Origin of the sequence: Dickeya oryzae, from assembly GCF_020406815.2 — a bacterium.
Lineage (GTDB): Bacteria > Pseudomonadota > Gammaproteobacteria > Enterobacterales > Enterobacteriaceae > Dickeya > Dickeya oryzae.
Window position 1 is genome coordinate 2,037,443 of sequence record NZ_CP162670.1, and the last position, 22,010, is coordinate 2,059,452.

Sequence of the window (22,010 nt, forward strand, 5' to 3'; positions counted from 1 at the left end):
TATTGACATGATTAATTTAACACATTATTTGGGATGAGATAAATGCCAGTTAATTTATTTGCACTATTAATCTTCCGAAGTAAAAATAACAGAATAAAAATGTTGGCCTAAGTAGTATGCGAAGACTATTTTATAAAAAATTTTAATCATTTCGATAGATGTGTGGGGCGACTGAGTCATCGGTGGTGTAATCAAGGGGTTTTTCCCCTTTTCGCAGTGACTGTGACTGAGCCTGTCGACAGATTCCGCTGATTTTTTCTTTTTCTTTGATGAACTTTACAGTGTGGTCGGTTTTATTCTCAGATATGTCAGGCTACCTTGTACCCGTTAGGCCCAGTAAACTGTTTGATACTCCTCATTTTTAACAATTTATGGACAGCGCGCATGAAGATAGTGACACCTCGCATTTCCTGGCGACGCATTGTTGCCGCCGCTACCGGGATGTTGATGGCGGTTTCGCCGGTACTTCAGGCCGAGCAGATGACGCCTCCGCCACAAATTGACGCCAAAGCGTTTATCTTGATCGATTACGCCAGTGGTCGGGTGCTGGCCGAGTCAAATGCAGATACCAGACTCGATCCCGCTAGCCTGACCAAGATCATGTCGAGCTATGTGATTGGGCAGGCCATCAAAGTGGGTAAGATCACACCAGACGATAAAGTGACGGTTGGAAAAGACGCCTGGGCTGGCGGTAATCCGACGTTACGTGGGTCGTCACTGATGTTCCTCAAGCCGGGTGATCAGATTTCGGTGTCCGATCTTAATAAAGGGATAGTGATTCAGTCGGGTAATGATGCCAGTATCGCACTGGCGGATTATGTCGCCGGAAGCCAGAACGCGTTTGTCAGCCTGATGAACCAGTACGCCGCGACGCTGGGGTTGACGAATACCCATTTTCTGACGGTACATGGTCTGGATACGCCAGGGCAGTACAGTACGGCCCGTGACATGGCGCGTCTGACACAGGCGTTGATTCGCGATGTACCGAGCGAATACGCCTTACATAGTGAGAAAGAGTTCACGTTCAACAATATCCGCCAGCCAAACCGTAACCGTTTGCTGTGGAGCAGCAACGTGCGGGTGGATGGGGTGAAAACCGGCTATACCGATGGTGCTGGCCACAGTCTGGTGGCCTCGGCTGTCGATGGTGACATGCGGCTGATCTCGGTGGTACTGGGTGCGCCTTCCGACAGCATCCGTTTCCGGGAAAGTGAAAAATTGCTGACCTGGGGGTTCCGTTTCTTTGAAACTGCGATGCTGATACGCAGCGACACCCCGTTTACGACCCAACGGGTATGGCTTGGTAGCGAAAAACAAGTCAGATTAGGGGTAGCGCAGGATGCCGCGATGACGGTGCCGAAAGGACAGGCTAAAAACCTGAAAGCCAGCTTTACGTTGGCGCAGCGGCAGTTGCAAGCCCCGCTAAAAAAAGGGCAGGTTGTCGGCACGATTGATTTCCAACTCGATGGCAACAGCATCGGCCAACGTCCACTGGTGGTAATGGATGATATACCGCAAGCAGGCTTTTTTGGCCGGTTGTGGGATACCATTTTGATGACGCTGTCCGGCTGGTTTGGCGGATTATTTGGCTGACAGGAATAAGGCGCTGCCGTGGGCTGAAAACGAAAACGCCGACTGCAGTCGAAGGCTAAGGGGTCAATAGCTCGATGTTGTTGGCTTTGAGGTAGTGGAGATAGTCATTATCCGGCGCACGATTAGTGATAATCGTATCAAATAACGTCAGCGCACCAATGCGGGCGGGTTTACGCTTGCCGAATTTGCTGCTGTCCGCTGCCAGAATGACCCGTTGAGATAGCGCCATAGCGCGATGCTTTATCGCCAGTTCAGCGAAGCTAAAGCAGGTGGCGCCGGCTTGTGTGTCAATGCCGCCTGCTGAAATGAAGGCTTTGGTTGGACAGATCTGATCCAGTTCGTGCTGGTGTCCCAACGGGGTAAAAATAGCATTGTCAGGATGAAACTCCCCGCTGCACAAAATCACCCGACCATTCGGTTTGTCCTGCAATGCCATAAACGTATTGAGTGAATAACAAATCGCGGTAAACGGCAGGTCGTCTGGAATGGCGGCAATAATGAACGGGATGGTCGTGCCGCAGTCGAAGAAGAGTGTATCGTTGGGTTCGATGCAGGCAGCCGCCAGTTCCCCCACGATGTTCTTTTCTACCACGTGTTTGGTCTGCTGGTCGGAGACAAAATAACTGGTCGCACCGTTGTTTTTCGGGTCACAAACGACATAGCCGCCCAGCAGCACTACAGACGCATCGGGGCGTGCGTTCAGGTCACGCCGGACCGTCATTTCAGAGACGCCGAGCAGTTGTGCTGCATCCTTCAGGTGCAGTTTATCGGCCTTTTTTAAAGCCTGAGCCAGTTTGTTAAGCCTTGCTGCGCGACGCGTTTCCATGTTTTCCTCAATAAGACCGGTCCAACGCGTTCCAATGCAGGATCACCCCACACTGTACCATCGTTCATGGCTACACCTGAATCAGGATAAAAATGGGGTAAAAGGAAATGCACCGGGAATGGTTAACCGCAGGCAATGTGTGCTGATTCCTCAGCAGACGGAGCATTAATATAACCTTCATGAAATGCAAGGCGCAAATCTATCGTGCAAATGTTATAACGCGGCGGCGCTTATTAGACCGGCTTATTAACGTAACGCATCTGCTGTTTACAGTGAGGGCGAAGATAAAAGAATAAGGCAGGAAGCATCAGGGCAGCACATGTGACGTAAAGTGAGGAAGGGAACTCTTGGGTCATACATAACGGGGCATACCTAAAAGAAAATGCCCGTCGTTCTTGAACCTAACCGGCGTGAACGACGGGCTCCTCAATTCAGGGATATCAAAGAAAAGCAGTGGCATTAACTCAGACTTTACCCCTGGAAAAAAGTTCTGCGTAATTTGAAAAAAATTGACGTTGCTTTACAAAATCACCTCAGCCGGGCAATTGCGGCCAGATAACCACAATCAACGAACCGGCCAGTGTCAGTAGTACGTTGGCGATGGCATAGGTTCCGGCGTAGCCCAACGCCGGGATATTACTGCGAGCGGTATCGCTGATAATCTCCATAGCGGGTGCACAGGTGCGAGCGCCCATGATGGCACCAAACAGCAACGCCCGATTCATGCGCAGTACATAGGCACCAAACAGGAAGCAGACCACGACCGGCAGCAGGCTGACAATCAACCCGGACAGCACCATCTGAATGCCAACATCGCCAAAGCTATGATTGATGGTGCTACCTGCGCTGAGTCCCACCCCAGCCATGAACACCATCAACCCGAACTCTTTCACCATATTCAATGCGCCCTGAGGGATATAACCGAACGTCGGATGGTTGGCGCGTAAAAAACCGAGCATGATGCCGGAAAACAGTAAACCGGCGGCGTTGCCGATACCGAAAGAAAAATTGCGGAACTGGAAGGTAATCAACCCGACCATAATACCGATGATGAAAAAGGCGCAAAACGCCAGCAGGTCGGTGACCTGGCTGTGGATGGAAATAAAGCCAATACGATCCGCAATGCTTTTTACCCGGCGAGCGTCGCCGCTGACTTGCAGGACATCGCCTTTGTTCAGTACCACGCCGTCATCAATGGGCATCTCGATTTGGCTGCGGACGATGCGGTTGAGGAAGCAGCCGTGATCGGTCAGTTTCAACTGGCTTAAACGCTTACCTACGGCGTTGTGGTTTTTCACCACAATCTCCTCGGTCACTATCCGCATATCCAGCAGTTCGCGCTCGAACACTTCTTTGCCGTCGCGGAAGTTGGGGTTCAGGCGAGCGTGCGCGTCGGGATATCCCACCAGTGCGATTTCGTCCCCTAATTGCAGTACGGCGTCGCCGTCCGGTGTCGCCAGAATGCCATTACGCCGGATACGTTCGATATAACATCCGGTCTGGCGATAAATACCCAGCTCGCGCAGGTTTTTACCATCAGCCCAGGCCACCAGTTCAGGGCCAACGCGATAAGCACGAATGATCGGCAGATAGATTTTACGCTGGCTGTCGGTGTCCAGCCCGCGTTCACGGGCAATCTGCTGGGCGCTGGTCGGTAAATCCTGATGTTGTAATTTAGGCAGATAGCGAGCGCCAAATATCAGGCTGACCAGACCAATCAGATAGGTCAGAGCGTAACCGAGGCTCAACTGCTCCTGCGTTATCGACAACTGTGGCCCAAGGCTAATGGTGTTACGCAGCGCATCGCCAGCCCCCACCAGTACGGGTGTTGAGGTCATGGCACCGGCCAGCATACCGGCGGTCAGACCTATCCCCCAACCGAATACCTTGCCCAGCACCAGCGCTATCAGCAATGCACTACTGACCATCACCATCGCCAGCATCAGGTAATTTTTACCATCCCGGAAAAAAATCGAGAAAAAGTTGGGACCGGCTTCAACACCTACGCAAAAGATAAACAGCATAAAACCGAGGTTCAGCGCCTCGGTATTAATAGCGAAGTGTTGTTGTCCCAGTAACAGCGATACCACCAGAACGCCAATAGAATTACCCAGTTGAACCGAGCCGAGCCGCAGTTTCCCCAGACAAAGACCTAAACAGAGAACGACGAATAACAGCAGAATGTAATTCCCGTTTAACAAATCAGCGACGTTTATATTCATGGAATGTAACTTGTTGTTTACTGGTAAATTATTGATATAAAAAATAATTTAGACTAAATTTACCCCATTAAAGGGGCGCTGACCATGTCTGGACGACACTATGATGATAAGAAAGGAGCGGACCCCATTGTTTTTTATCTGGCAACGTCTCAAAAGACGGGAAATACCGTCTGGCATGACGCAGCCATTTTAGTGATTTCTCCGGCGGACAACCAGCCGGTGATGCTGATAAATCACCACGAAGCTGGCTTTTCGTCCCATCAGGGATACCTGCTGCGCATGATGGTAGTGGGCGACAACCGTTGCTCCGTCATGCGCAGGTTTAGTCTATTTCGGGGAGGCTCACATGGCAGGCAATAGAGGGTGGCTGGGCGTTGTCAGCTGTTTTGTCTTATTTACGTTAGTATTTTTAAGTCAAAAGATGCGTATCGTGGGGACATCGCTGGAAGACGGCTTTCATGGTGATCCGGGGATGCTGCTGTTTTTATTGCCGGGAATGGCATCAAGCTACTTGTCGCGTAATCGGCGATTGCGTTATCCCCTTATGGGCGCAGTGGTGGCGATGCCTGTTTGTCTGTTGGTGCTGCAACTGTGGTATTTCCCCAGTCTGTCGTTCTGGCAGGAACTGGCTTATCTCTTTAGTGCTGTGTTCTGGTGTCTGATGGGGGCGCTAGCGTTTCTATTCTTACGGGCGGTGAGTCTGCATTATTTACGTTAAGCACTGAATTCACGTGAAGCACTGAATTTACATTAAAAACTGAGGTGCCTGCGACGCAAGCAACTATCACCAGGGCACTCTCGGTGCCTTGGTGATGAGCAGATAAACGCAGCCGGATTAATTAAACAGATGCTCTCTGGCATAGGCTTCAAAGTCAGTGCAGCCGCCAATGTGTTTTTCATCCAGGAAAATCTGAGGTACGGTCTCTACCGGTTTACCCACCGTTTTAGACAAATCCGCTTTGCTGATGCCTTCTGCATGAATATCAACGTAACGGTAGTTGAAATCGTCGCGCTCTTCGGTCAATTTTTCAGCCAGTTCTTTGGCTCGGACACAATAAGGACAACCAGGACGACCAAAAATAACTGCGTACATGTAAACTCCTTAACATCTCTATGTTATCTGGGTATCTCTGCTATCAGGACCTACCCATAATTGTAAACGGTTTTCGCCAACCGCGTTACTATGCCCGCAATCCGCAGTGATCTGAAGTAGTCATTGCCTGTTATAACGATTAGCGTCATCTATGTCTTGTTCTGTTTGCCTGTATTCATCTTGTGCAGTGGGGCGTCGCATCTATTGACCACGATTGACTAAAATCGCGTGTAACGTTGGTCTACCGACTGGTCTGACATATACTTACTCACTGATGTTCTTGATGGCGTGAGACTGCGGTGGTGCCAGGGCGTGGCCTATTGATGCGTGACATTGATGGGGAATGTGAGTGGGCAATGAGAAAGCCAACGCCCCTGCAATGTGACGTATGGCGGATACAAGGCGTTTATTGCCAAACGACGCGCCCCCAAGCCCTATAATTTGTGCAGCCCACGTCGTCAGCGTGTGTCATCTCACCATTGTTTTTCAGGGATATTCAACGTGACGCCAACCATTTCACTGTTACGCCAGCACCGTTCCATCCGATCGTTTACCGAGCAGTCGCTTAGCGATGAGCAGCGGACCGCGATTATTGACGCCGCGCAAAGTGCCTCGACGTCCAGCTTTCTGCAATGCAGTTCGATAATCCGTATCACCGATCAGGCGTTGCGCTCGCAACTGGTACACCTGACTGGCGAACAGCCGTGGGTGGGGCAGGCCGCTGAGTTTTGGGTATTCTGCGCCGATTTTTATCGCCATCAGCAAATCTACCCGCAGGCCGAGCTGGGCCTGGCCGAACAATTGCTGCTTGGCAGCGTTGATACCGCACTGATGGGACAAAACGCGCTGGTGGCTGCAGAGTCGCTGGGGTTGGGCGGTGTTTTCATTGGCGGCATCCGTAATCAGATTGCTGAAGTCACGCGCCTGCTGGCGTTACCACAGCAGGTTCTACCGCTGTTTGGATTATGCCTTGGTTATCCGGCGGTGCAGCCTGACCTCAAACCGCGTTTACCGGCGGCATTGGTCGTGCATGAAAACCACTATCAGCCGTTGGATAGCGCCTTACTGGCACAATACGATCAGCATATCGTTGACTATTATCGCCATCGCGACAGCAATCAGCGTATGGAGAGCTGGAGCGACCAAATTCGGCGCACCTTGAGCAAAGAGCGCCGTCCGTTCATGCTGGACTACCTGCACCAGCAGGGCTGGGCCACCCGGTAGTACTGGAGCGCTATGAAAATCGCCATTTTGTCACAGGACGGTTCTCTCTATTCTTGCAAGCGGCTATGCGAGGCGGCGGAAGAGCGGCAGCATGATATCGAAGTGCTCAATCCGTTATCGTGTTACATGAACATTAATTCTGCCGCGCCATCAGTGCATTACCGCGGGCGTCATCTCGGGCACTATGACGCCGTGATCCCGCGCATCGGCGCCGCCATTACTTTTTATGGCACGGCGGTGTTACGCCAGTTTGAAATGCTGGGCAGCATGGTGCTGAATAATGCGATGTCGGTCATCCGTGCCCGCGACAAACTGCACTCATTGCAACTGCTGGCCCGTCAGGGTATTGACTTACCGATCACCGGATTTGCTCATTCACCGGATGACACCGCGGATCTGATCAAAATGGTCGGTGGGGCACCGCTGGTGGTGAAGCTGGTGGAAGGCACCCAGGGTATTGGTGTGGTACTGGCGGAAACCCAGCAGGCGGCAGAAAGTGTCATTGATGCTTTTCGGGGCCTTAATGCGCATATCCTGGTACAGGAATATGTGCGTGAGGCACAAGGGAAAGACATCCGTTGTTTGGTGATTGGCGAGCGCGTGGTGGCAGCTATCGAGCGGCAGGCTAAACCGGGCGATTTTCGCTCCAACCTGCACCGGGGGGGAACGGCCAGCCGGGTACGCATCACGCCGCAAGAGCGTGCAACTGCGGTAAAGGCCGCAAAAACATTGGGACTGAATGTGGCGGGTGTTGATATACTGCGTTCGGCGCGAGGGCCTTTGGTCATGGAGGTCAACGCCTCACCCGGACTGGAAGGTATCGAAAGCGCTACCGGGCTGGATATCGCAGGGATGATGATCGAATATATTGAACAACATCATCGCTCCGTATCCCGGGTAGCCAGAACCGGGTAAGGGTATTGCGGGCGATAGTATGTTGCGCCCATTTGTTTTTTAGCGCGTTGACGCGCTGTGATGGCCAGTTCGTGATGACGAGTGGCCGGCTATTCCTGAGTTAGGCATTGCGTAGGTCAGGTTTTTATCTCCATGAAATATGAGGCGGTCAAGATGGATTCAATCATCGTCCCTGATTTGAATTTGCTTCGGCGGTGGCTGGATCAACTGGGCATTATTTACTTCGAATGTGACTCTTGTCAGGCGTTGCATTTGCCGCACATGCAAAATTTTGACGGGGTGTTTGACGCCAAGGTTGATATGGCGGACAGCGTCATCCTGTTTTCCGCGCTGGCGGAAGTGAAACCCACCGCCCTGATCCCGTTGATGAGTAATCTAAGCCAGATCAACGCCAGCTCACTGACGGCTAAAGCGTTTCTTGATATTCAGGACGATAACCTGCCCAAATTGATCGTTTGCCAGATATTCAGCGCGGGTGCGGGGATGACACTGGAACAGTTCCGCCATTTCATGGAGCAGGCTGAGCAGCAGGTTTCCATGGTTATTATGGAAGCCAGTGCCAATAATCTGCTGTTTTTGGGTGATGAGGAAGAGAGCCCTGCTGAGCGATTCAACACCTCAAGCCTGCATTGATTACGTTATGGATCAATAGCTGGTCATCAGCTTTGCTTATTTATTCAAACCGCATTTAATGCGGTTTTTTATTATCTAAACCGGATGTTTTTCTGCCTTTGCCGTTTCAGGGCGTAGCACATAGATAAATTGTGAATAAATAATCGATAAAACCTGTTTTTTCCTTTCTGGTATGGTATGGGCGGAATAGTGCGGTTATGCTTTATTTCTGTATGGTTCAGATAATAACGTCGAAGCAGATTACGTGTTAATGATGAAAAACACGGATGCATAGCCATGCATCATCGTTGTTATTCAGAGCCTGTTGTTATTCTGAGCATGAAGAAACACAGAACGGTGTTATTTGCTGACACTGTGCATTCACCCCCCTGTATTTACCCCTGGTATGGAGGAAGGAACGGATGTTCACCCAACGTAAAAAATGGCTTTCGGGTGTTTTAGCCGGCTTAATGGTGGCCGCGTCCGTCACCGCATCGGCGGAAGAGAAAACGCTGCACGTCTATAACTGGTCTGATTATATTGCGCCTGACACGCTGGAAAACTTCCAGAAAGAGAGCGGCATTAAAGTCGTGTATGACGTGTTTGACTCCAACGAAGTGCTGGAAGGCAAACTGATGGCCGGCAGCACAGGGTTCGACCTGGTGGTGCCTTCTGCCAGCTTCCTGGGGCGCCAGATCAGTGCCGGTGTCTTCCAGCCACTGGATAAGAGCAAACTGCCGAACTACAAAAATCTCGATCCTGAGCTGATGAAGCTCATCGAAGAACACGATCCGGGTCATAAATACGCGGTGCCGTATCTGTGGGCAACCACCGGCATTGGCTATAACGTCGACAAGGTTAAGGCTGTACTGGGTAAAGATGCGCCGGTTAACAGTTGGGATCTGGTGTTGAAACCGGAGAACCTGGAGAAGCTCAAGAGCTGCGGCGTATCCTTCCTTGACGCACCGGCTGAGATTTATGCCACGGTGCTGAACTATCAGGGTAAAAATCCGAACAGTACCAATGAATCGGATTACACCAAAGACGCCACGGATTTGCTGCTGAAACTGCGTCCGAACATCCGTTATTTCCATTCATCCCAGTACATTAACGATCTGGCCAACGGCGATATTTGTGTGGCGATCGGCTGGGCTGGCGACGTCCTGCAGGCCGCCAACCGGGCGAAAGAGGCGAAAAATGGCGTGAATATCAGCTACAGCATTCCGAAGGAAGGCGCGCTGGCATTCTTTGATGTCTTCGCTATTCCGAAAGATGCCAAGAACCTGGATTCAGCCTACCAGTTCCTCAACTATCTGCTGAAACCGGAGGTGATTGCCAACATCAGTAACCATGTGTATTACGCCAACCCCAATAAAGAGGCGACCGCACTGGTGAAAGATGAAGTGCGTAATAACCCGAATATTTATCCGCCAGCGGATATTCGCGCCAAGTTGTTTACGCTTAAGGTGCAATCACCCAAGATTGACCGCGTGATTACACGCTCGTGGACCAAGGTAAAAAGCGGGAAATAACTGCTGTCCTTGACTCCACTTTCATGCAACAGGCGGCTTACCCCGCCTGTTTGTGCTATTTGTGTCGCAGTCATGTGGCTGCGATTTTGTTCTGCTTTTGCCGGAGAGCAAATTAAGTGAACGAAGCGATCCCCCGCCCTAAACCCCAGAAAGCGGCCACGCCGTTGCTGGAAGTGCGTAACCTGACCAAAGCGTATGATGGTCAGTTTGCGGTTGATGACGTCAGCCTGACCATCTATAAAGGCGAAATTTTCGCCCTGTTGGGGGCTTCAGGGTGTGGTAAATCCACACTGTTGCGTATGCTGGCGGGTTTTGAGCAGCCTACCCAGGGACAAATTGTGCTGGATGGACAGGACCTGTCTTTGGTGCCGCCTTACCAGCGCCCGATCAACATGATGTTTCAGTCCTATGCGTTATTTCCGCACATGACGGTGGAGAAAAATATCGCTTTCGGCCTGAAGCAGGACAAGTTATCGCGCGGTGAAATCAACGATCGCGTAGAAGAGATGCTAACGCTGGTGCACATGCAGGAATTCGCCGGGCGCAAACCGCATCAGCTTTCTGGTGGTCAGCGTCAGCGTGTGGCGCTGGCGCGCAGTCTGGCGAAACGTCCGAAATTGCTGTTGCTGGACGAACCGATGGGCGCGCTGGATAAAAAATTGCGCGATCGCATGCAATTAGAAGTGGTCGACATTCTGGAACGGGTGGGGGTGACCTGCGTGATGGTGACCCACGATCAGGAAGAAGCCATGACCATGGCAGGCCGTATCGCTATCATGAATCGCGGCAAATTTGTGCAGATTGGCGAGCCGGAAGAAATATACGAAAACCCGAATACGCGCTTTAGCGCCGAATTCATCGGTTCAGTCAATATGTTCGAAGGGCTGTTGAAAGAGCGTCAGGATGATGCGCTTATTGTGCAAAGTCCGGGGTTGGTGCATCCGCTGAAGGTCAATTCCGATGTGTCGGTGGTGGACGGCGTGCCGGTCTATATTGCGCTGCGCCCGGAAAAAATCATGTTGTGCGACGATGTCCCGGCTGATGGGTGTAACTTTGCCGTGGGCGAGGTGGTGCACATCGCTTATCTGGGTGATCTGTCTATTTACCATGTCCGGTTAACCAGTGGGCAGACGATCAGTGCCCAGTTGCAAAACGCCGACCGTTTTCGCAAAGGCTCGCCCACCTGGGGAGATGAAGTGCGCCTGTGCTGGGATGCGGACAGTTGCGTGGTGTTGACGGTATAACGGGAGAAGACGCAATGGCGATGTTATCTGAACAACATGAACCGCCGGGCCAGCCGATGAGCCCGTTGCGCGCGACGCTGGCGCGACTGCGCCTGGCGCATGGCCGCAAACTGGTGATCGCGCTGCCTTATCTGTGGCTGTTGTGCCTGTTTATGCTGCCGTTTCTGATTGTTTTTAAGATCAGTTTTGCGGAAATGGCGCGTACGGTACCACCGTATACGGATCTGATCGCATGGGCGGAAGATCGGCTGCAAATCAGTCTGAATATCGGCAACTACCTGCAATTATTGTCTGACCCGTTATATATCGATGCTTACCTGCAATCGCTGAAAGTCGCGGCGGTCTCTACGTTGTGTTGTCTGGTAGTCGGGTATCCGATGGCCTGGGCGGTAGCGCACAGTAAGCCGTCTACCCGCAACATTCTGTTGTTGCTGGTGATCCTGCCCTCGTGGACCTCGTTTCTGATTCGCGTGTACGCGTGGATGGGGATTTTGAAAGAGAACGGTATCCTGAATAATTTCCTGCTTTGGCTTGGGGTCATCGATCAGCCACTGGTGATTTTACACACCAATCTGGCCGTGTATATCGGCGTGGTTTATTCGTATTTACCGTTTATGGTCTTACCGATTTATACCGCGCTGACCCGACTGGATTATTCGCTGGTGGAAGCCTCGCTGGATTTGGGGGCTCGGCCGGTCAAAACCTTCTTTAGCGTGATTGTGCCGCTGACCAAAGGCGGCATTATTGCCGGGTCGATGCTGGTGTTTATCCCGACCGTAGGGGAATACGTGATCCCTGAGCTGTTAGGCGGGCCGGATAGCATCATGATTGGCCGTATTCTGTGGCAGGAGTTTTTCAATAACCGTGACTGGCCGGTTGCGTCGGCGGTAGCGATGGTGATGCTGTTCCTGCTGATTATTCCGATCATCTGGTTCCACAAGCACCAGAATAAAGTCGCGGAGGATCAGGCATGAACAATTTACCGGTTGTGCGTTCACCGTGGCGGACGCTGATTTTGGTGCTGGGATACAGTTTTCTGTATGCCCCGATGCTGATGTTGGTTATCTACTCCTTCAACAGTTCCCGGCTGGTGACGGTGTGGGCCGGGTGGTCTACCCAGTGGTATAGCGCGCTGTTTGAAGATTCAGCCATGATAAGCGCGGTGGTGCTGAGCCTGACTATCGCGGCGGCCTCAGCCACCATGGCGGTGGTATTGGGCACGCTGGCAGCGGTGGTGATGGTACGTTTTGGCAATTTCCGTGGTTCTAACGGGTTTGCTTTTATGCTGACCGCACCGCTGGTGATGCCGGATGTCATCACCGGGCTGTCGTTATTACTGCTGTTTGTGTCGCTGGCGCAAGCCATTGGCTGGCCTGCAGAGCGCGGAATGCTGACCATTTGGCTGGCGCACGTCACTTTCTGTTCGGCGTATGTCACCGTGGTGATCAGTGCCCGCTTGCGTGAATTGGATCATTCGATTGAAGAAGCGGCAATGGATTTAGGCGCAACACCGCTGAAGGTCTTTTTCATCATTACCGTACCGATGATTGCTCCGGCATTGGTATCGGGTTGGTTGCTGGCCTTTACCCTGTCGCTGGATGATCTGGTGATTGCCAGCTTTGTCTCCGGCCCTGGTGCTACGACCCTGCCGATGCTGGTGTTTTCCAGCGTAAGAATGGGCGTTAACCCGCAGATTAACGCACTGGCATCTCTGATATTGTTGGTGGTAGGCATTATCGGTTTGATTGCCTGGTGGTTTATGGCTCGGGCGGAAAAGCAACGCCAGCGTGATTTGCAAAAAGCGAGGCGTGGCTGACAGCATTTTGCTTTCCTCTTGAACTTGCCAATTCTCACCACGCCGCCATACTTTTGGTGGCGTGGTCATTTCAGGGGGAATGCAATCATACTGTACGGCAAACGGGAACTGCTGCAGCGTGGCGTATTCGCACCTGTCGCGGTGATGGTGGCGGGATGGGCGATTATCGCCACCCGGTGTCTGGGTATCGTCCTGACCATCAGTGAACTGGGGTGGAGCGGCTTTGGTGGCTGGCTTAGCAGTAGCGCAAAGCAGTGGGACAGTACGCTGGTGTTGCTGGCTGCCCTGCTGGTGGTATGCCTTGAAATCCGCTGTGGGTTCGCGGTTCTCAGCGGGCTGAACTGGGGACGCTGGTGTTTTCTGATAACTCAGTGTCTGGTCACGGTTTATATGCTGACGGCGTCGTTAGTGGAGTTTTTGCCACCGATTTTTCATGTCAGCGGCGACGGTGTCGGTGAAATCCTTCACCATTTGTTGATGCAGCGATTGCCGGATTTTCTGCTGATTTTGCTGTTGTTCCTGCCCCGGCGTAGCCAGCGTTTTTTTACTCGCCATCCCTAACTTTCCCGCGTGGGGGTGATACAATCGGCCCCCTTTGATGTTAACGACAGATTTCAGATTTTCCATGCAATGTTCCCGCTATACCGACGGTTCGTGCCGTTCCTGCCAATGGCTGGAAACCGACTACCCACAGCAGATAATTGATAAGCAACAGCACTTGTCTAAGCTGCTGGCCGACCACCCGGTTCAACGCTGGCTGACGCCGTTCACCTCGGCACAGACTGCATTTCGCAATAAAGCCAAGATGGTGGTCAGCGGCAGAGTGGAACGCCCGCTATTGGGGATGTTGCACCGTGACGGTTCGGCGGTGGATCTGTGTGACTGCCCGCTCTATCCCGACAGTTTTGCACCGGTGTTTAGCGTGCTAAAAGTCTTTATCGCCCGGGCAGGTTTGACGCCTTATAACGTCGCCCGGCGGCGGGGAGAGCTTAAATACCTGCTGCTGACGCAAAGTACCCTGAGCGGTTGTTTTATGCTGCGGCTGGTTTTGCGCTCCGAAACGAAACTGGCGCAACTGCGCGCCGCATTACCATGGTTACAACAGCAGTTGCCGCAGTTGACGGTGATATCGGCGAATATCCAGCCCGTTCATCAGGCGATACTGGAAGGGGAGCAGGAGATTCCGTTAACGCCAGCACAGGCGTTGGAAGAGCGCTTTAACCAGGTGCCGCTGTATATTCGACCGCAAAGTTTCTTCCAGACTAACCCGGTGGTTGCCGCCGCACTGTATGACACGGCACGGCAGTGGGTGTTGACGTTACCGATACGCAGCCTGTGGGATCTCTTTTGTGGCGTGGGGGGATTCGGTTTGCATTGCGCCGGGCCAGATAGCGCGCTCACCGGTATTGAAATTAGCCCGGAAGCGATTGCCTGTGCGAAGCACTCGGCGACACAACTGGGGCTTAATAATGTCAGTTTTGCCGCGCTTGATTCCACCCGCTTTGCGGTTGGTGAAATGCAGACGCCGGATCTGGTGATCGTTAACCCACCGCGGCGGGGGATTGGTGCTGAACTGTGCGACTACCTGAGTCGCATGGCGCCGCCGTATCTGTTGTATTCCAGTTGTAATGCCGAAAGTATGGCAAAAGATATCGCACGTTTGCCTGCCTACCAGATACAGCAGGCGCAGTTGTTCGATATGTTCCCGCATACCGCGCATTATGAGGTACTGACATTACTGCAACGGCGTGCCTAGTCCAGAGAGATATGCCAGAGATGGGCGTTTGCAGATGTAACCGTTGTCTTTAGTCCTTCCTCGCTCCACCGTTTTTTCCTCAGTACGCTGCCGGTAGCTACCGGCAGCGTGAGGGCATCGGTTTTACTGCTGCGGGAACCACTTGTCGTTGATGGCTTTGTAGGTGCCATTAGCCTTGATGGCATTCAGCGCACCATTCAGTTTTTCCAGTAACGCCTGATTATCCGGGCGAATGGCAATGCCTAACCCAATGCCGAAATAGGCTGGATCAGTGATCTTCTCGCCGACGGTGGCTAAGTCCGGATTGTTCTTCAGCCATTCGTTGACCACGGCAGTATCGCCGAATACGCCGTCAAGGCGGCCGTTTTTCAGGTCGATCAGCGCATTCTGGTAACTGTCATACGGGACGGTTGTCACTTCCGGGTGTTTTTCCTGCAGGAATTTCTGGTGAGTCGTACCGTTTTCCATACCGATACGCTTACCTTTCAGGTCAGCCAGTGAATGGAACTTGCCTTTCTGGGCGATGACGATAGCTGAGTTAGCGTAGTAAGGCTGGGTAAACGCCACCTGTTTGCTGCGTTCTGGGGTGATATCCATACCGGAAATAATCGCGTCGTACCGACGGAATTTCAGCGCCGGAATCAGGCTGTCAAATGCCTGATTGGTGAAGCTACAGGTCGCCTGTAATTGTTTACACAGCGCATTGGCAAGGTCGATATCAAACCCGACGATCTGGTTGTTGGCATCCAGTGATTCGAACGGTGGATAGGTAGCTGATGCAGCAAAACGAATGGTTTCTGTTGCCAGTGCGCTAAAGGTGGTGCTGGCCAGCAGTGCGGCAAGAATCAGTTTTTTCATGGGGTACTCCAGATTATTTTATATATACCAACATAATAACCGTTGGTAAGGATGCCGATACCATGCCATTAAATGTATTTATATGCAAATAATATGACTATAAATTCATTTTATTTTTCGTATTACTGGCTTGCATACCACAATCAGGGGCTAATCTGAGTAAAAATAAAGCATAATTTACGTTGGTTTTTTCCTGGTAGGGATGTGCTTCGTGCATAAAAAACGCCAGCGTAAACGCTGGCGTAATCAGTTATTACGTTATGCTTGCTGATGATTCAGATGTTGCGTTGTTCAAACCGCAGTGCGCGTCGTTCGATCAGGCGCATCAATAGCGTCAGCAGGCCATTGACGCACAGATAGACGATGCCTGCCGCGCCGAACACCAATACATCGTAAGTGCGACCATACAGCAACTGGCCGTAACCCATCACTTCCATCAGGGTAATGGTGTAAGCCAGCGATGTCCCCTTGAACACCAACACCACTTCGTTGGAATACGAAGAGAGCGCACGTTTAAACGCAAACGGCAGCAGGATACGCAGCGTCTGGCGCTGATTCATCCCCAGCGCGGCGCAAGACTGCCATTGGCCGGATGGAATCGCCCGCACGGCACCATAAAACAGCTGTGTGGTATACGCGGCGCTGTTCAGCGCCAGCGCGCTGACCGCACACAACCACGGCTGCGATAACAGATTCCATAGCCAGTCTATATGGCGAATCGACTCAAACTGACCCGGACCGTAATAAATCAGGAATATCTGCACCAGCAGCGGGGTACCGGTAAACAAGGTGATATAGCCTTTAGCCAGAACGGACAGTACCGGGGTTTTTAGCGTCAGAATCACTGTCAGCACTAGCGAGAGCACTAATGCCAGCAGTAACGACGCCAGCGTCAGCATCAGACTGGTGTGCAACCCTTTAAGCAGTTCGGGAATGTAACCCAGCATCAGGACGGCCTCCGTTCAAAGCGTGTGGCGCGTGTTTCAATTTTCTTCAGGATCACCTGACTTAACAGCGTAATCGCCAGATAGATAGCGGCTGCAATCATGTACCAGGTAAAGGGTTCCTGCGTGCGGGTGGCGATACTTTTGGTTTGCAGCATCAGGTCATTCACGCTGATAAGCGAAACCAACGCGGTGTCTTTGAGCAGCACCAGCCACTGGTTGCCTAACCCGGGCAGGGCATGACGCCACATCTGTGGCATGATCAGACGGCGGAAAATCACGCCTTTGCTCATGCCCAGAGCCTGGCCCGACTCCCATTGCCCCTGTGGCACCGCTTTCAGTGCGCCACGCAGCGTTTGTGACGCGTAGGCGGCATACAGCAGCGACAAGGCAATCACACCGCACAGAAACGGGCTGACTTCAAAGTTATCTATCGCCAGTTTAACGGGGATCTGTACCACACCGAGATTGAGCGTGAAGCCATCTGACAGCATCAGCATCAATTGCGATGAGCCAAAATAGATAAACAGCACCACCAGGATTTCAGGCAAACCGCGTAGTAACGTGACGACGGCGGTGCCGCAGGCGCTGATAACTTTCCAACGCGCGGTTTCCCACAGGGCAAACAGCATTGCCAGCAGTAGCCCCAGCACCAGAGCGCAAACGGCAAGGCCGACGGTCATCCCGGCGGCGCTTGCTAGAGGTTGAAATTCAATCATTGATTTTCTATCGGATTACTGCTGGAACCATTTCTTGTAGATGGTCTGGTAGGTGCCATCCTGCTTGATGTTGTTCAGCGCATCGTTGAATTTTTTCACCAGTTCATCATTATTCTGGCGAACCGCAATACCCAAACCGATGCCAAAGTAGTCTTTATCGGTTACTTTAGTGCCGACAGATGCCAGGTTCGGGTTCTCTTTCAACCACTCGTTCACGACGGCGGTGTCACCAAAGACGGCATCCAGACGGCCATTTTTCAGGTCCAGCACGGCATTCTGGTAGCTGTCATACGGCACAACGGTGATGTCTTTATGCTTATCCAGCAGGTATTTCTGGTGTGTGGTGCCATTCTGCACGCCGACGCGTTTGCCTTTGAGCGCGGCGATGTCAGCCAGCTTGTCTTTCTGGGCGATGAACAGCGCTGAGTTCTCATAGTACGGCTGGGTAAATGACACCTGCTGCTGGCGTTCCGGGGTGATGTCCATACCGGCGATGACCGCATCGTAGCGACGGAATTTCAGGCCAGGGATCAGGCTATCGAATGCCTGATTGCTGAAAGTACAGGTAGCCTGAATCTGTTTACACAGTGCGTTAGTAAGATCGATATCAAAACCGACGATCTGGTTGCTGGCGTCTACCGACTCAAACGGAGGGTAGGAGGCTTCCGTGGCAAAACGAATGGTCTCAGTTGCGCCAGCGGAAAGACTTAAGCCGCCGAGCAGGGCGGCAACGAGCAGTTTCTTCATGTTATTATCCTTATCTATCAGTGAGATAAATAGCCAGCAAACTCGGGCGTTTGTGGTTGGGAAAAGTGTGAGGCGTCGCCATGTTCCACAATGCGGCCATTTTCCATATACACCACGCGGCTGGCGGTTTTACGTGCGAAATCGACTTCATGGGTGACGATGACCTGAGTAATACCGGTTTCGCTCAATTCTTTAATGATACTCACCACCTGAGCGGTGATTTCCGGGTCGAGGGCCGCGGTCGGTTCGTCAAACAAGAGTACCTGCGGTTCCATCATCAACGCGCGGGCAATGGCAACGCGTTGCTGCTGACCACCCGAAAGGTGGAGCGGGTAGCGGTCGGCAAAGTCGCTCAGGCGCAGGCGGCTCAACAGTTTTTCCGCCCGGGTATGTGCTTCCTGACGGTTGAGGCCCAGTACGCGGCAGGGGGCTTCGACCAGGTTTTGCTGCACAGTGAGGTGTGGCCACAAATTATACTGCTGGAATACCATGCCGACATTGCGGCGCAGCTCACGGATCGCGTTCTCACCGGGTGTCTGACTAAAATCAAACGTTGTACCGCCGATGCTCAGGGTGCCGGAGCGGGGCGTTTCCAACAGGTTCAGTACCCGTAATAATGAACTTTTGCCAGCACCACTGGGGCCGAGCAATACCAGCGTTTCGCCGGATGGACAATCAAGGGTGACATCGAACAGCGCTTGATGTGCGCCATAGAAACAGTTAATGCTGTTTAGTTGAATACTCATGCGCAAGAATTGAATAGACATTGATGCCGCAAATGGTAGCCTCGGCAGAATAGTTATGCAATCGCCACGGGTTAAAATTTGCGAATACACGACTTATTGTCGCTATTTTAGCACAAAATCTCGCTTTGCCGCGATGGCGGTGGATTTGTCAAGGCAATCGCCGTACTGTGGCACACAATCTTCAGCTATAACGTTACCCGGTTCTGGCGCAGTTCGTTGTTAAAACAGGCGATTGATGACTTCTGTGTTGTAAAATGCGCCGTTAATGGAAGAAATTGCTATAAAAGCGTAAGAAGACTGTGAAAAGCACGGTTGGTCAGGCAAGTGAGTATCGGATGCGAGGAGGCATGATGCTGTTATCGACAACACCCACACTGGAAGGTCGGGTTATTGAAACCTATTGCGGCGTGGTGACCGGAGAAGCCATTCTTGGTGCCAATATCTTTCGGGATTTCTTTGCCGGTATTCGAGACATTGTTGGCGGTCGTTCCGGTGCCTATGAAAAAGAGTTATGCCATGCCCGGCAAATTGCCTTTCGTGAAATGCAGCAGCAAGCCGAGGAATTGGGGGCGAATGCTATCGTCGGTATCGATATTGATTATGAAACCGTGGGGAAAAACGCCAGCATGTTGATGGTGTCCGTCAGCGGCACGGCGGTTGTGGTCCGTGGTTCATGACAAGGAAGGCGATTCGGTTGGTGTGGCGAAGCGCAGTACTGATGGCGGTGATCATGCTGGCAGGCTGTCAGGCGCATAAGCGGTATGTCGATGAAGGCGATTACCAGCTAGATCAGTCGTCTTCGGCGGTCAGTCGCGGTGAGCGAGTCCGTTTTCTGGTGTTGCATTACACGGCTGAAGACCTGGATTCGTCGCTGGAGACGCTCACGGCTGAGCAAGTCAGTGCGCATTATCTGGTTCCCGCTTATCCGCCACAGGTAAACGGTAAACCCGTGGTGTGGAGACTGGTGCCAGAATCACAGGCTGCCTGGCATGCGGGTGCCAGTTACTGGCGTGGCTACAGTCAGTTGAACGCGACGTCCGTCGGCATTGAGCAGGAAAACCCCGGCTGGCGTCAGACGGCGTCTGGCACGCATTGGTGGCAACCCTACACACCGCAGCAAATTGTGCTGGTCACCCATTTGGCGCGTGACATTATCGCACGCCATCACATTGCCCCGCAGGATGTGGTGGGCCACAGCGATATAGCACCCCAGCGCAAGGTTGACCCAGGCCCGTTGTTCCCCTGGCGGCAACTGGCACAGTCGGGGGTTGGTGCCTGGCCGGACGCGGCACGAGTGCGTTTTTATCTGGGTGACAGAGAGAAAACGATGCCGGTCGACAGAACCGTGTTGCTCACAAAACTGGCGTGTTATGGCTATGAGGTCAAAGAGGGGATGACCGAACGTCAGCAGAAACGGGTCGTGGCGGCATTCCAGATGCATTTCCGGCAGCAGCGCTACGACGGTGAGGCTGATGCGGAAACCGAAGCGATTGCTGATGCCCTGTTGGAAAAATACGGCGCGGCATCGTGTAAGGGCTCAGCATGAGGTTTTCCTGCGTATCGTCTGTGACGCGAACGGTATGGGACTGCACCGCACGGTGTGAAACCTGCCTTGTTACCCAAGGCAGGTGCGCTGTAAAGGTTGATGATTAATCGTGATGAGAAAGACGAACGATGTCTTGTTGTTCCACTTCCTGCGCCAGCGCGGCGATACGGCGTGCCATGCCACGGAATATGAATAAATGTGCGGGCATCATCAGGAACCAATAGCCTAACCCGTTGCAACCTGCCGGATGCCACCAGGCCCGAACATCCAGCACCCGGTAGGTGCCACGATCGTCAATAGAAAACGCCAGCCGCCCAAGCCCAGGGGCTTTCATTCCAAACAACAGCACCAACTGGCGTAGCGGTTTCAGCCGGATGACTTTCCAGCCGTTAATAAGGTCGCCCTCCATCAATTCTGACCGTTCCGGGCGACTATAGACCACCTGATTGCCGCACAAGTCATCTATTTTGGCCCGAATGGTCCACAACGGATTGGCGTAAAAATAACCGTGCTTCCCACCGACTTGCTGCACGATGTTCCACAGTGCCTGACTACTGGCGTTGGTCTTGTGGCTGTAACCGGCTTGTTTCGGGTAGAAGGAGTAATCAGGACGCCAGCGCGCCTGTACATCCGGGTCAAACGCCCAGTCAGGGTGTTGTGCGGCCGCTTTTTCATCATCCAGCGTAGCCCGCACCGCGTCGTCAAAGGTCAATAACCGCTGCGGAATCAGACATCGCAGTTTGCTATCGTCCATTGGCAAGTCATGCCGTAGCCCTTGCACCAGCGCCCGGGCGGTAGAACTGGACACCGAGGTTATCAGGTTGAGAAACCAGGCGGAGATCAACGCGGTGGGTACGGGAACCGGAAGCAACAGGCGGCGTTTGCCGGTAAGGCGAATAAACCGTTCGAATAGGGTTTGGTAGCTGAGGTACTCCGGCCCAGCGGCATCGAAAATGCGATGCTGTTCGGCAGGGTGGTGTCGTATTTCTGCCAGATAGGTGAGCAGGTTTTCCAGCGCGATCGGTGAGGATTTCGAGCGCACCCAGCGTGGTGGTGTCAGCACCGGTAAATTGTTGACCATATCACGCATGATTTCGAATGCAGCGGAACCCGGGCCGACGATGATCCCCGCTCGTAGTTCGGTGACCGGTATACCGCTACTGCGCAGAATATCACCGGTCAGTTTACGTGCCTGCATATGAGTCGATGGGTACTTGTCGGTCTGTGCTGACCCCAGATAGATAATCTGGCGGATACGGCTGGTGCGGAGTACCTGACGCAGGTTTTGCGCCGACTGGTATTCCCGCTCCAGAAAATCGGCACCGTCACCCATGCTGTGCGCCAGATAATAGAGCGTATCGGCCTGCCATAGCCCCTCAGGCAGCGTATGGGGCTTCATTAAATCGATGTATTCACAGCGCACACCGGGAAGATGGAGCGCTGCCAGTGAGTCGATATGACGTGAGGCGGCGATCAGCGGTTGACCTTGTTGGCTCAGTCGTGTGAGGAGGTGTCGGCCGATATAGCCGCTGGCGCCAAGGATAAGAATCGGGGCGGGTTTGACGGTCATCATGTATTTTTGCTCCTGCCACAACAACGCAACTTAAAACGGCAGCG

Annotated in this window: 22 protein-coding genes; 13 read left to right on the forward strand and 9 right to left on the reverse strand. The window is 52.6% G+C overall.

Annotated features, from left to right (window positions below):
- Window positions 1-384 precede the first annotated feature (384 nt).
- Window positions 385-1,593: a serine hydrolase gene (locus LF929_RS08880; RefSeq protein WP_038908214.1), complete on the forward strand. Its 1,209-nt coding sequence runs from the start codon at window positions 385-387 to the stop codon at window positions 1,591-1,593.
- 55 nt (window positions 1,594-1,648) lie between these two features.
- Here the strand turns inward: LF929_RS08880 and deoR are convergent, their stop codons facing one another.
- Together deoR and LF929_RS08890 are read right to left on the reverse strand one after the other, a co-directional pair.
- Window positions 1,649-2,419, reverse strand: coding sequence for a DNA-binding transcriptional repressor DeoR (gene deoR, locus LF929_RS08885; RefSeq protein ID WP_210175801.1), 771 nt, complete (start codon window positions 2,417-2,419; stop codon window positions 1,649-1,651).
- A 533-nt stretch (window positions 2,420-2,952) separates the two neighbouring features.
- Window positions 2,953-4,641, reverse strand: coding sequence for an aspartate:alanine antiporter (locus tag LF929_RS08890; RefSeq protein WP_012884995.1), 1,689 nt, complete (start codon window positions 4,639-4,641; stop codon window positions 2,953-2,955).
- 346 nt (window positions 4,642-4,987) lie between these two features.
- Here LF929_RS08890 and LF929_RS08895 point away from each other — a divergent pair, with 346 nt between their 5' ends.
- Window positions 4,988-5,359 (forward strand): inner membrane protein YbjM, encoded by a 372-nt coding sequence (locus tag LF929_RS08895; RefSeq protein WP_038908211.1) that lies wholly within the window; start codon window positions 4,988-4,990, stop codon window positions 5,357-5,359.
- A gap of 117 nt (window positions 5,360-5,476) precedes the next feature.
- Here LF929_RS08895 and LF929_RS08900 read toward each other — a convergent pair whose 3' ends face one another.
- Entirely contained in the window at window positions 5,477-5,734 is a 258-nt protein-coding gene (locus LF929_RS08900; protein WP_012884992.1) for a GrxA family glutaredoxin, read from the reverse strand.
- A 501-nt stretch (window positions 5,735-6,235) separates the two neighbouring features.
- Between LF929_RS08900 and nfsA the strand changes: the two genes are divergently transcribed.
- The 9 genes from nfsA to rlmC all read left to right on the forward strand — a co-directional run bounded on the left by nfsA (window position 6,236) and on the right by rlmC (window position 14,833).
- Complete coding sequence (gene nfsA / locus LF929_RS08905) at window positions 6,236-6,958, forward strand: oxygen-insensitive NADPH nitroreductase (RefSeq protein WP_226093580.1); 723 nt, start codon at window positions 6,236-6,238, stop codon at window positions 6,956-6,958.
- A gap of 12 nt (window positions 6,959-6,970) precedes the next feature.
- Window positions 6,971-7,873 carry a 30S ribosomal protein S6--L-glutamate ligase gene (gene rimK, locus LF929_RS08910; protein WP_038908208.1) on the forward strand — a complete coding sequence of 301 codons (903 nt, stop codon included), beginning with the start codon at window positions 6,971-6,973 and terminating at the stop codon, window positions 7,871-7,873.
- Window positions 7,874-8,026: 153 nt separating this feature from the next.
- Entirely contained in the window at window positions 8,027-8,506 is a 480-nt protein-coding gene (locus LF929_RS08915; RefSeq protein WP_038909588.1) for a YbjN domain-containing protein, read from the forward strand.
- A gap of 401 nt (window positions 8,507-8,907) precedes the next feature.
- Window positions 8,908-10,017 (forward strand): spermidine/putrescine ABC transporter substrate-binding protein PotF, encoded by a 1,110-nt coding sequence (potF, locus tag LF929_RS08920; RefSeq protein WP_019845727.1) that lies wholly within the window; start codon window positions 8,908-8,910, stop codon window positions 10,015-10,017.
- A gap of 116 nt (window positions 10,018-10,133) precedes the next feature.
- The gene (gene potG / locus LF929_RS08925; protein WP_023639861.1) at window positions 10,134-11,261 is read left to right on the forward strand and encodes a putrescine ABC transporter ATP-binding subunit PotG; all 1,128 of its coding nucleotides are present in this window, start codon (window positions 10,134-10,136) and stop codon (window positions 11,259-11,261) included.
- A gap of 14 nt (window positions 11,262-11,275) precedes the next feature.
- On the forward strand, window positions 11,276-12,235 hold the full coding sequence (gene potH / locus LF929_RS08930) for a putrescine ABC transporter permease PotH (protein ID WP_038904607.1): 960 nt from the start codon (window positions 11,276-11,278) through the stop codon (window positions 12,233-12,235).
- Window positions 12,232-13,077 (forward strand): putrescine ABC transporter permease PotI, encoded by an 846-nt coding sequence (gene potI / locus LF929_RS08935; RefSeq protein WP_038908205.1) that lies wholly within the window; start codon window positions 12,232-12,234, stop codon window positions 13,075-13,077. The genes potH and potI overlap by 4 nt, the downstream gene beginning before the upstream one ends.
- Window positions 13,078-13,221: 144 nt before the next feature.
- Window positions 13,222-13,638 (forward strand): YbjO family protein, encoded by a 417-nt coding sequence (locus LF929_RS08940; RefSeq protein ID WP_080639005.1) that lies wholly within the window; start codon window positions 13,222-13,224, stop codon window positions 13,636-13,638.
- 64 nt (window positions 13,639-13,702) lie between these two features.
- Complete coding sequence (gene rlmC, locus LF929_RS08945) at window positions 13,703-14,833, forward strand: 23S rRNA (uracil(747)-C(5))-methyltransferase RlmC (protein WP_210175799.1); 1,131 nt, start codon at window positions 13,703-13,705, stop codon at window positions 14,831-14,833.
- 123 nt (window positions 14,834-14,956) lie between these two features.
- Here the strand turns inward: rlmC and artJ (LF929_RS08950) are convergent, their stop codons facing one another.
- The 5 genes from artJ (LF929_RS08950) to artP form a co-directional block, all read right to left on the reverse strand.
- The gene (gene artJ, locus LF929_RS08950; protein WP_210175798.1) at window positions 14,957-15,691 is read right to left on the reverse strand and encodes an arginine ABC transporter substrate-binding protein; all 735 of its coding nucleotides are present in this window, start codon (window positions 15,689-15,691) and stop codon (window positions 14,957-14,959) included.
- A gap of 275 nt (window positions 15,692-15,966) precedes the next feature.
- Window positions 15,967-16,638: an arginine ABC transporter permease ArtM gene (gene artM / locus LF929_RS08955; RefSeq protein ID WP_210175797.1), complete on the reverse strand. Its 672-nt coding sequence runs from the start codon at window positions 16,636-16,638 to the stop codon at window positions 15,967-15,969.
- On the reverse strand, window positions 16,638-17,354 hold the full coding sequence (gene artQ / locus LF929_RS08960) for an arginine ABC transporter permease ArtQ (RefSeq protein WP_016943735.1): 717 nt from the start codon (window positions 17,352-17,354) through the stop codon (window positions 16,638-16,640). The genes artM and artQ overlap by 1 nt, the downstream gene beginning before the upstream one ends.
- Window positions 17,355-17,369: 15 nt before the next feature.
- The gene (artJ, locus tag LF929_RS08965) at window positions 17,370-18,101 is read right to left on the reverse strand and encodes an arginine ABC transporter substrate-binding protein (RefSeq protein ID WP_210175796.1); all 732 of its coding nucleotides are present in this window, start codon (window positions 18,099-18,101) and stop codon (window positions 17,370-17,372) included.
- A 17-nt stretch (window positions 18,102-18,118) separates the two neighbouring features.
- Window positions 18,119-18,847, reverse strand: coding sequence for an arginine ABC transporter ATP-binding protein ArtP (gene artP / locus LF929_RS08970; protein WP_172640067.1), 729 nt, complete (start codon window positions 18,845-18,847; stop codon window positions 18,119-18,121).
- 350 nt (window positions 18,848-19,197) lie between these two features.
- Here artP and LF929_RS08975 point away from each other — a divergent pair, with 350 nt between their 5' ends.
- On the forward strand, window positions 19,198-19,524 hold the full coding sequence (locus tag LF929_RS08975) for a heavy metal-binding domain-containing protein (RefSeq protein WP_016943738.1): 327 nt from the start codon (window positions 19,198-19,200) through the stop codon (window positions 19,522-19,524).
- A complete protein-coding gene (locus tag LF929_RS08980) occupies window positions 19,521-20,393 on the forward strand; it encodes an N-acetylmuramoyl-L-alanine amidase (RefSeq protein WP_226093579.1) in 873 nt (290 codons plus the stop codon). Before LF929_RS08975 ends, LF929_RS08980 begins: the two co-directional genes overlap by 4 nt.
- Before the next feature lie 103 nt (window positions 20,394-20,496).
- On the opposite strand, the gene LF929_RS08985 is transcribed toward LF929_RS08980, so the two are convergent.
- Window positions 20,497-21,966 carry a DUF2867 domain-containing protein gene (locus LF929_RS08985; protein WP_226093578.1) on the reverse strand — a complete coding sequence of 490 codons (1,470 nt, stop codon included), beginning with the start codon at window positions 21,964-21,966 and terminating at the stop codon, window positions 20,497-20,499.
- Window positions 21,967-22,010 lie beyond the last annotated feature (44 nt).

Excerpts from the sequence above, each read along its gene's own strand:
- artP (WP_172640067.1), bottom strand. The coding sequence starts at position 18,847 with ATGAGTATTCAACTAAACAGCATTAACTGTTTCTATGGCGCACATCAA.
- potI (WP_038908205.1), top strand. The coding sequence starts at position 12,232 with ATGAACAATTTACCGGTTGTGCGTTCACCGTGGCGGACGCTGATTTTG.
- LF929_RS08890 (WP_012884995.1), bottom strand. The coding sequence starts at position 4,641 with ATGAATATAAACGTCGCTGATTTGTTAAACGGGAATTACATTCTGCTG.
- LF929_RS08900 (WP_012884992.1), bottom strand. The coding sequence starts at position 5,734 with ATGTACGCAGTTATTTTTGGTCGTCCTGGTTGTCCTTATTGTGTCCGA.
- LF929_RS08975 (WP_016943738.1), top strand. The coding sequence starts at position 19,198 with ATGCTGTTATCGACAACACCCACACTGGAAGGTCGGGTTATTGAAACC.
- deoR (WP_210175801.1), bottom strand. The coding sequence starts at position 2,419 with ATGGAAACGCGTCGCGCAGCAAGGCTTAACAAACTGGCTCAGGCTTTA.
- rimK (WP_038908208.1), top strand. The coding sequence starts at position 6,971 with ATGAAAATCGCCATTTTGTCACAGGACGGTTCTCTCTATTCTTGCAAG.
- artJ (WP_210175798.1), bottom strand. The coding sequence starts at position 15,691 with ATGAAAAAACTGATTCTTGCCGCACTGCTGGCCAGCACCACCTTTAGC.
- potF (WP_019845727.1), top strand. The coding sequence starts at position 8,908 with ATGTTCACCCAACGTAAAAAATGGCTTTCGGGTGTTTTAGCCGGCTTA.
- LF929_RS08980 (WP_226093579.1), top strand. The coding sequence starts at position 19,521 with ATGACAAGGAAGGCGATTCGGTTGGTGTGGCGAAGCGCAGTACTGATG.
- artQ (WP_016943735.1), bottom strand. The coding sequence starts at position 17,354 with ATGATTGAATTTCAACCTCTAGCAAGCGCCGCCGGGATGACCGTCGGC.
- LF929_RS08915 (WP_038909588.1), top strand. The coding sequence starts at position 8,027 with ATGGATTCAATCATCGTCCCTGATTTGAATTTGCTTCGGCGGTGGCTG.
- artJ (WP_210175796.1), bottom strand. The coding sequence starts at position 18,101 with ATGAAGAAACTGCTCGTTGCCGCCCTGCTCGGCGGCTTAAGTCTTTCC.
- LF929_RS08985 (WP_226093578.1), bottom strand. The coding sequence starts at position 21,966 with ATGATGACCGTCAAACCCGCCCCGATTCTTATCCTTGGCGCCAGCGGC.
- artM (WP_210175797.1), bottom strand. The coding sequence starts at position 16,638 with ATGCTGGGTTACATTCCCGAACTGCTTAAAGGGTTGCACACCAGTCTG.
- LF929_RS08940 (WP_080639005.1), top strand. The coding sequence starts at position 13,222 with ATGGTGGCGGGATGGGCGATTATCGCCACCCGGTGTCTGGGTATCGTC.
- LF929_RS08895 (WP_038908211.1), top strand. The coding sequence starts at position 4,988 with ATGGCAGGCAATAGAGGGTGGCTGGGCGTTGTCAGCTGTTTTGTCTTA.
- LF929_RS08880 (WP_038908214.1), top strand. The coding sequence starts at position 385 with ATGAAGATAGTGACACCTCGCATTTCCTGGCGACGCATTGTTGCCGCC.
- potH (WP_038904607.1), top strand. The coding sequence starts at position 11,276 with ATGGCGATGTTATCTGAACAACATGAACCGCCGGGCCAGCCGATGAGC.
- rlmC (WP_210175799.1), top strand. The coding sequence starts at position 13,703 with ATGCAATGTTCCCGCTATACCGACGGTTCGTGCCGTTCCTGCCAATGG.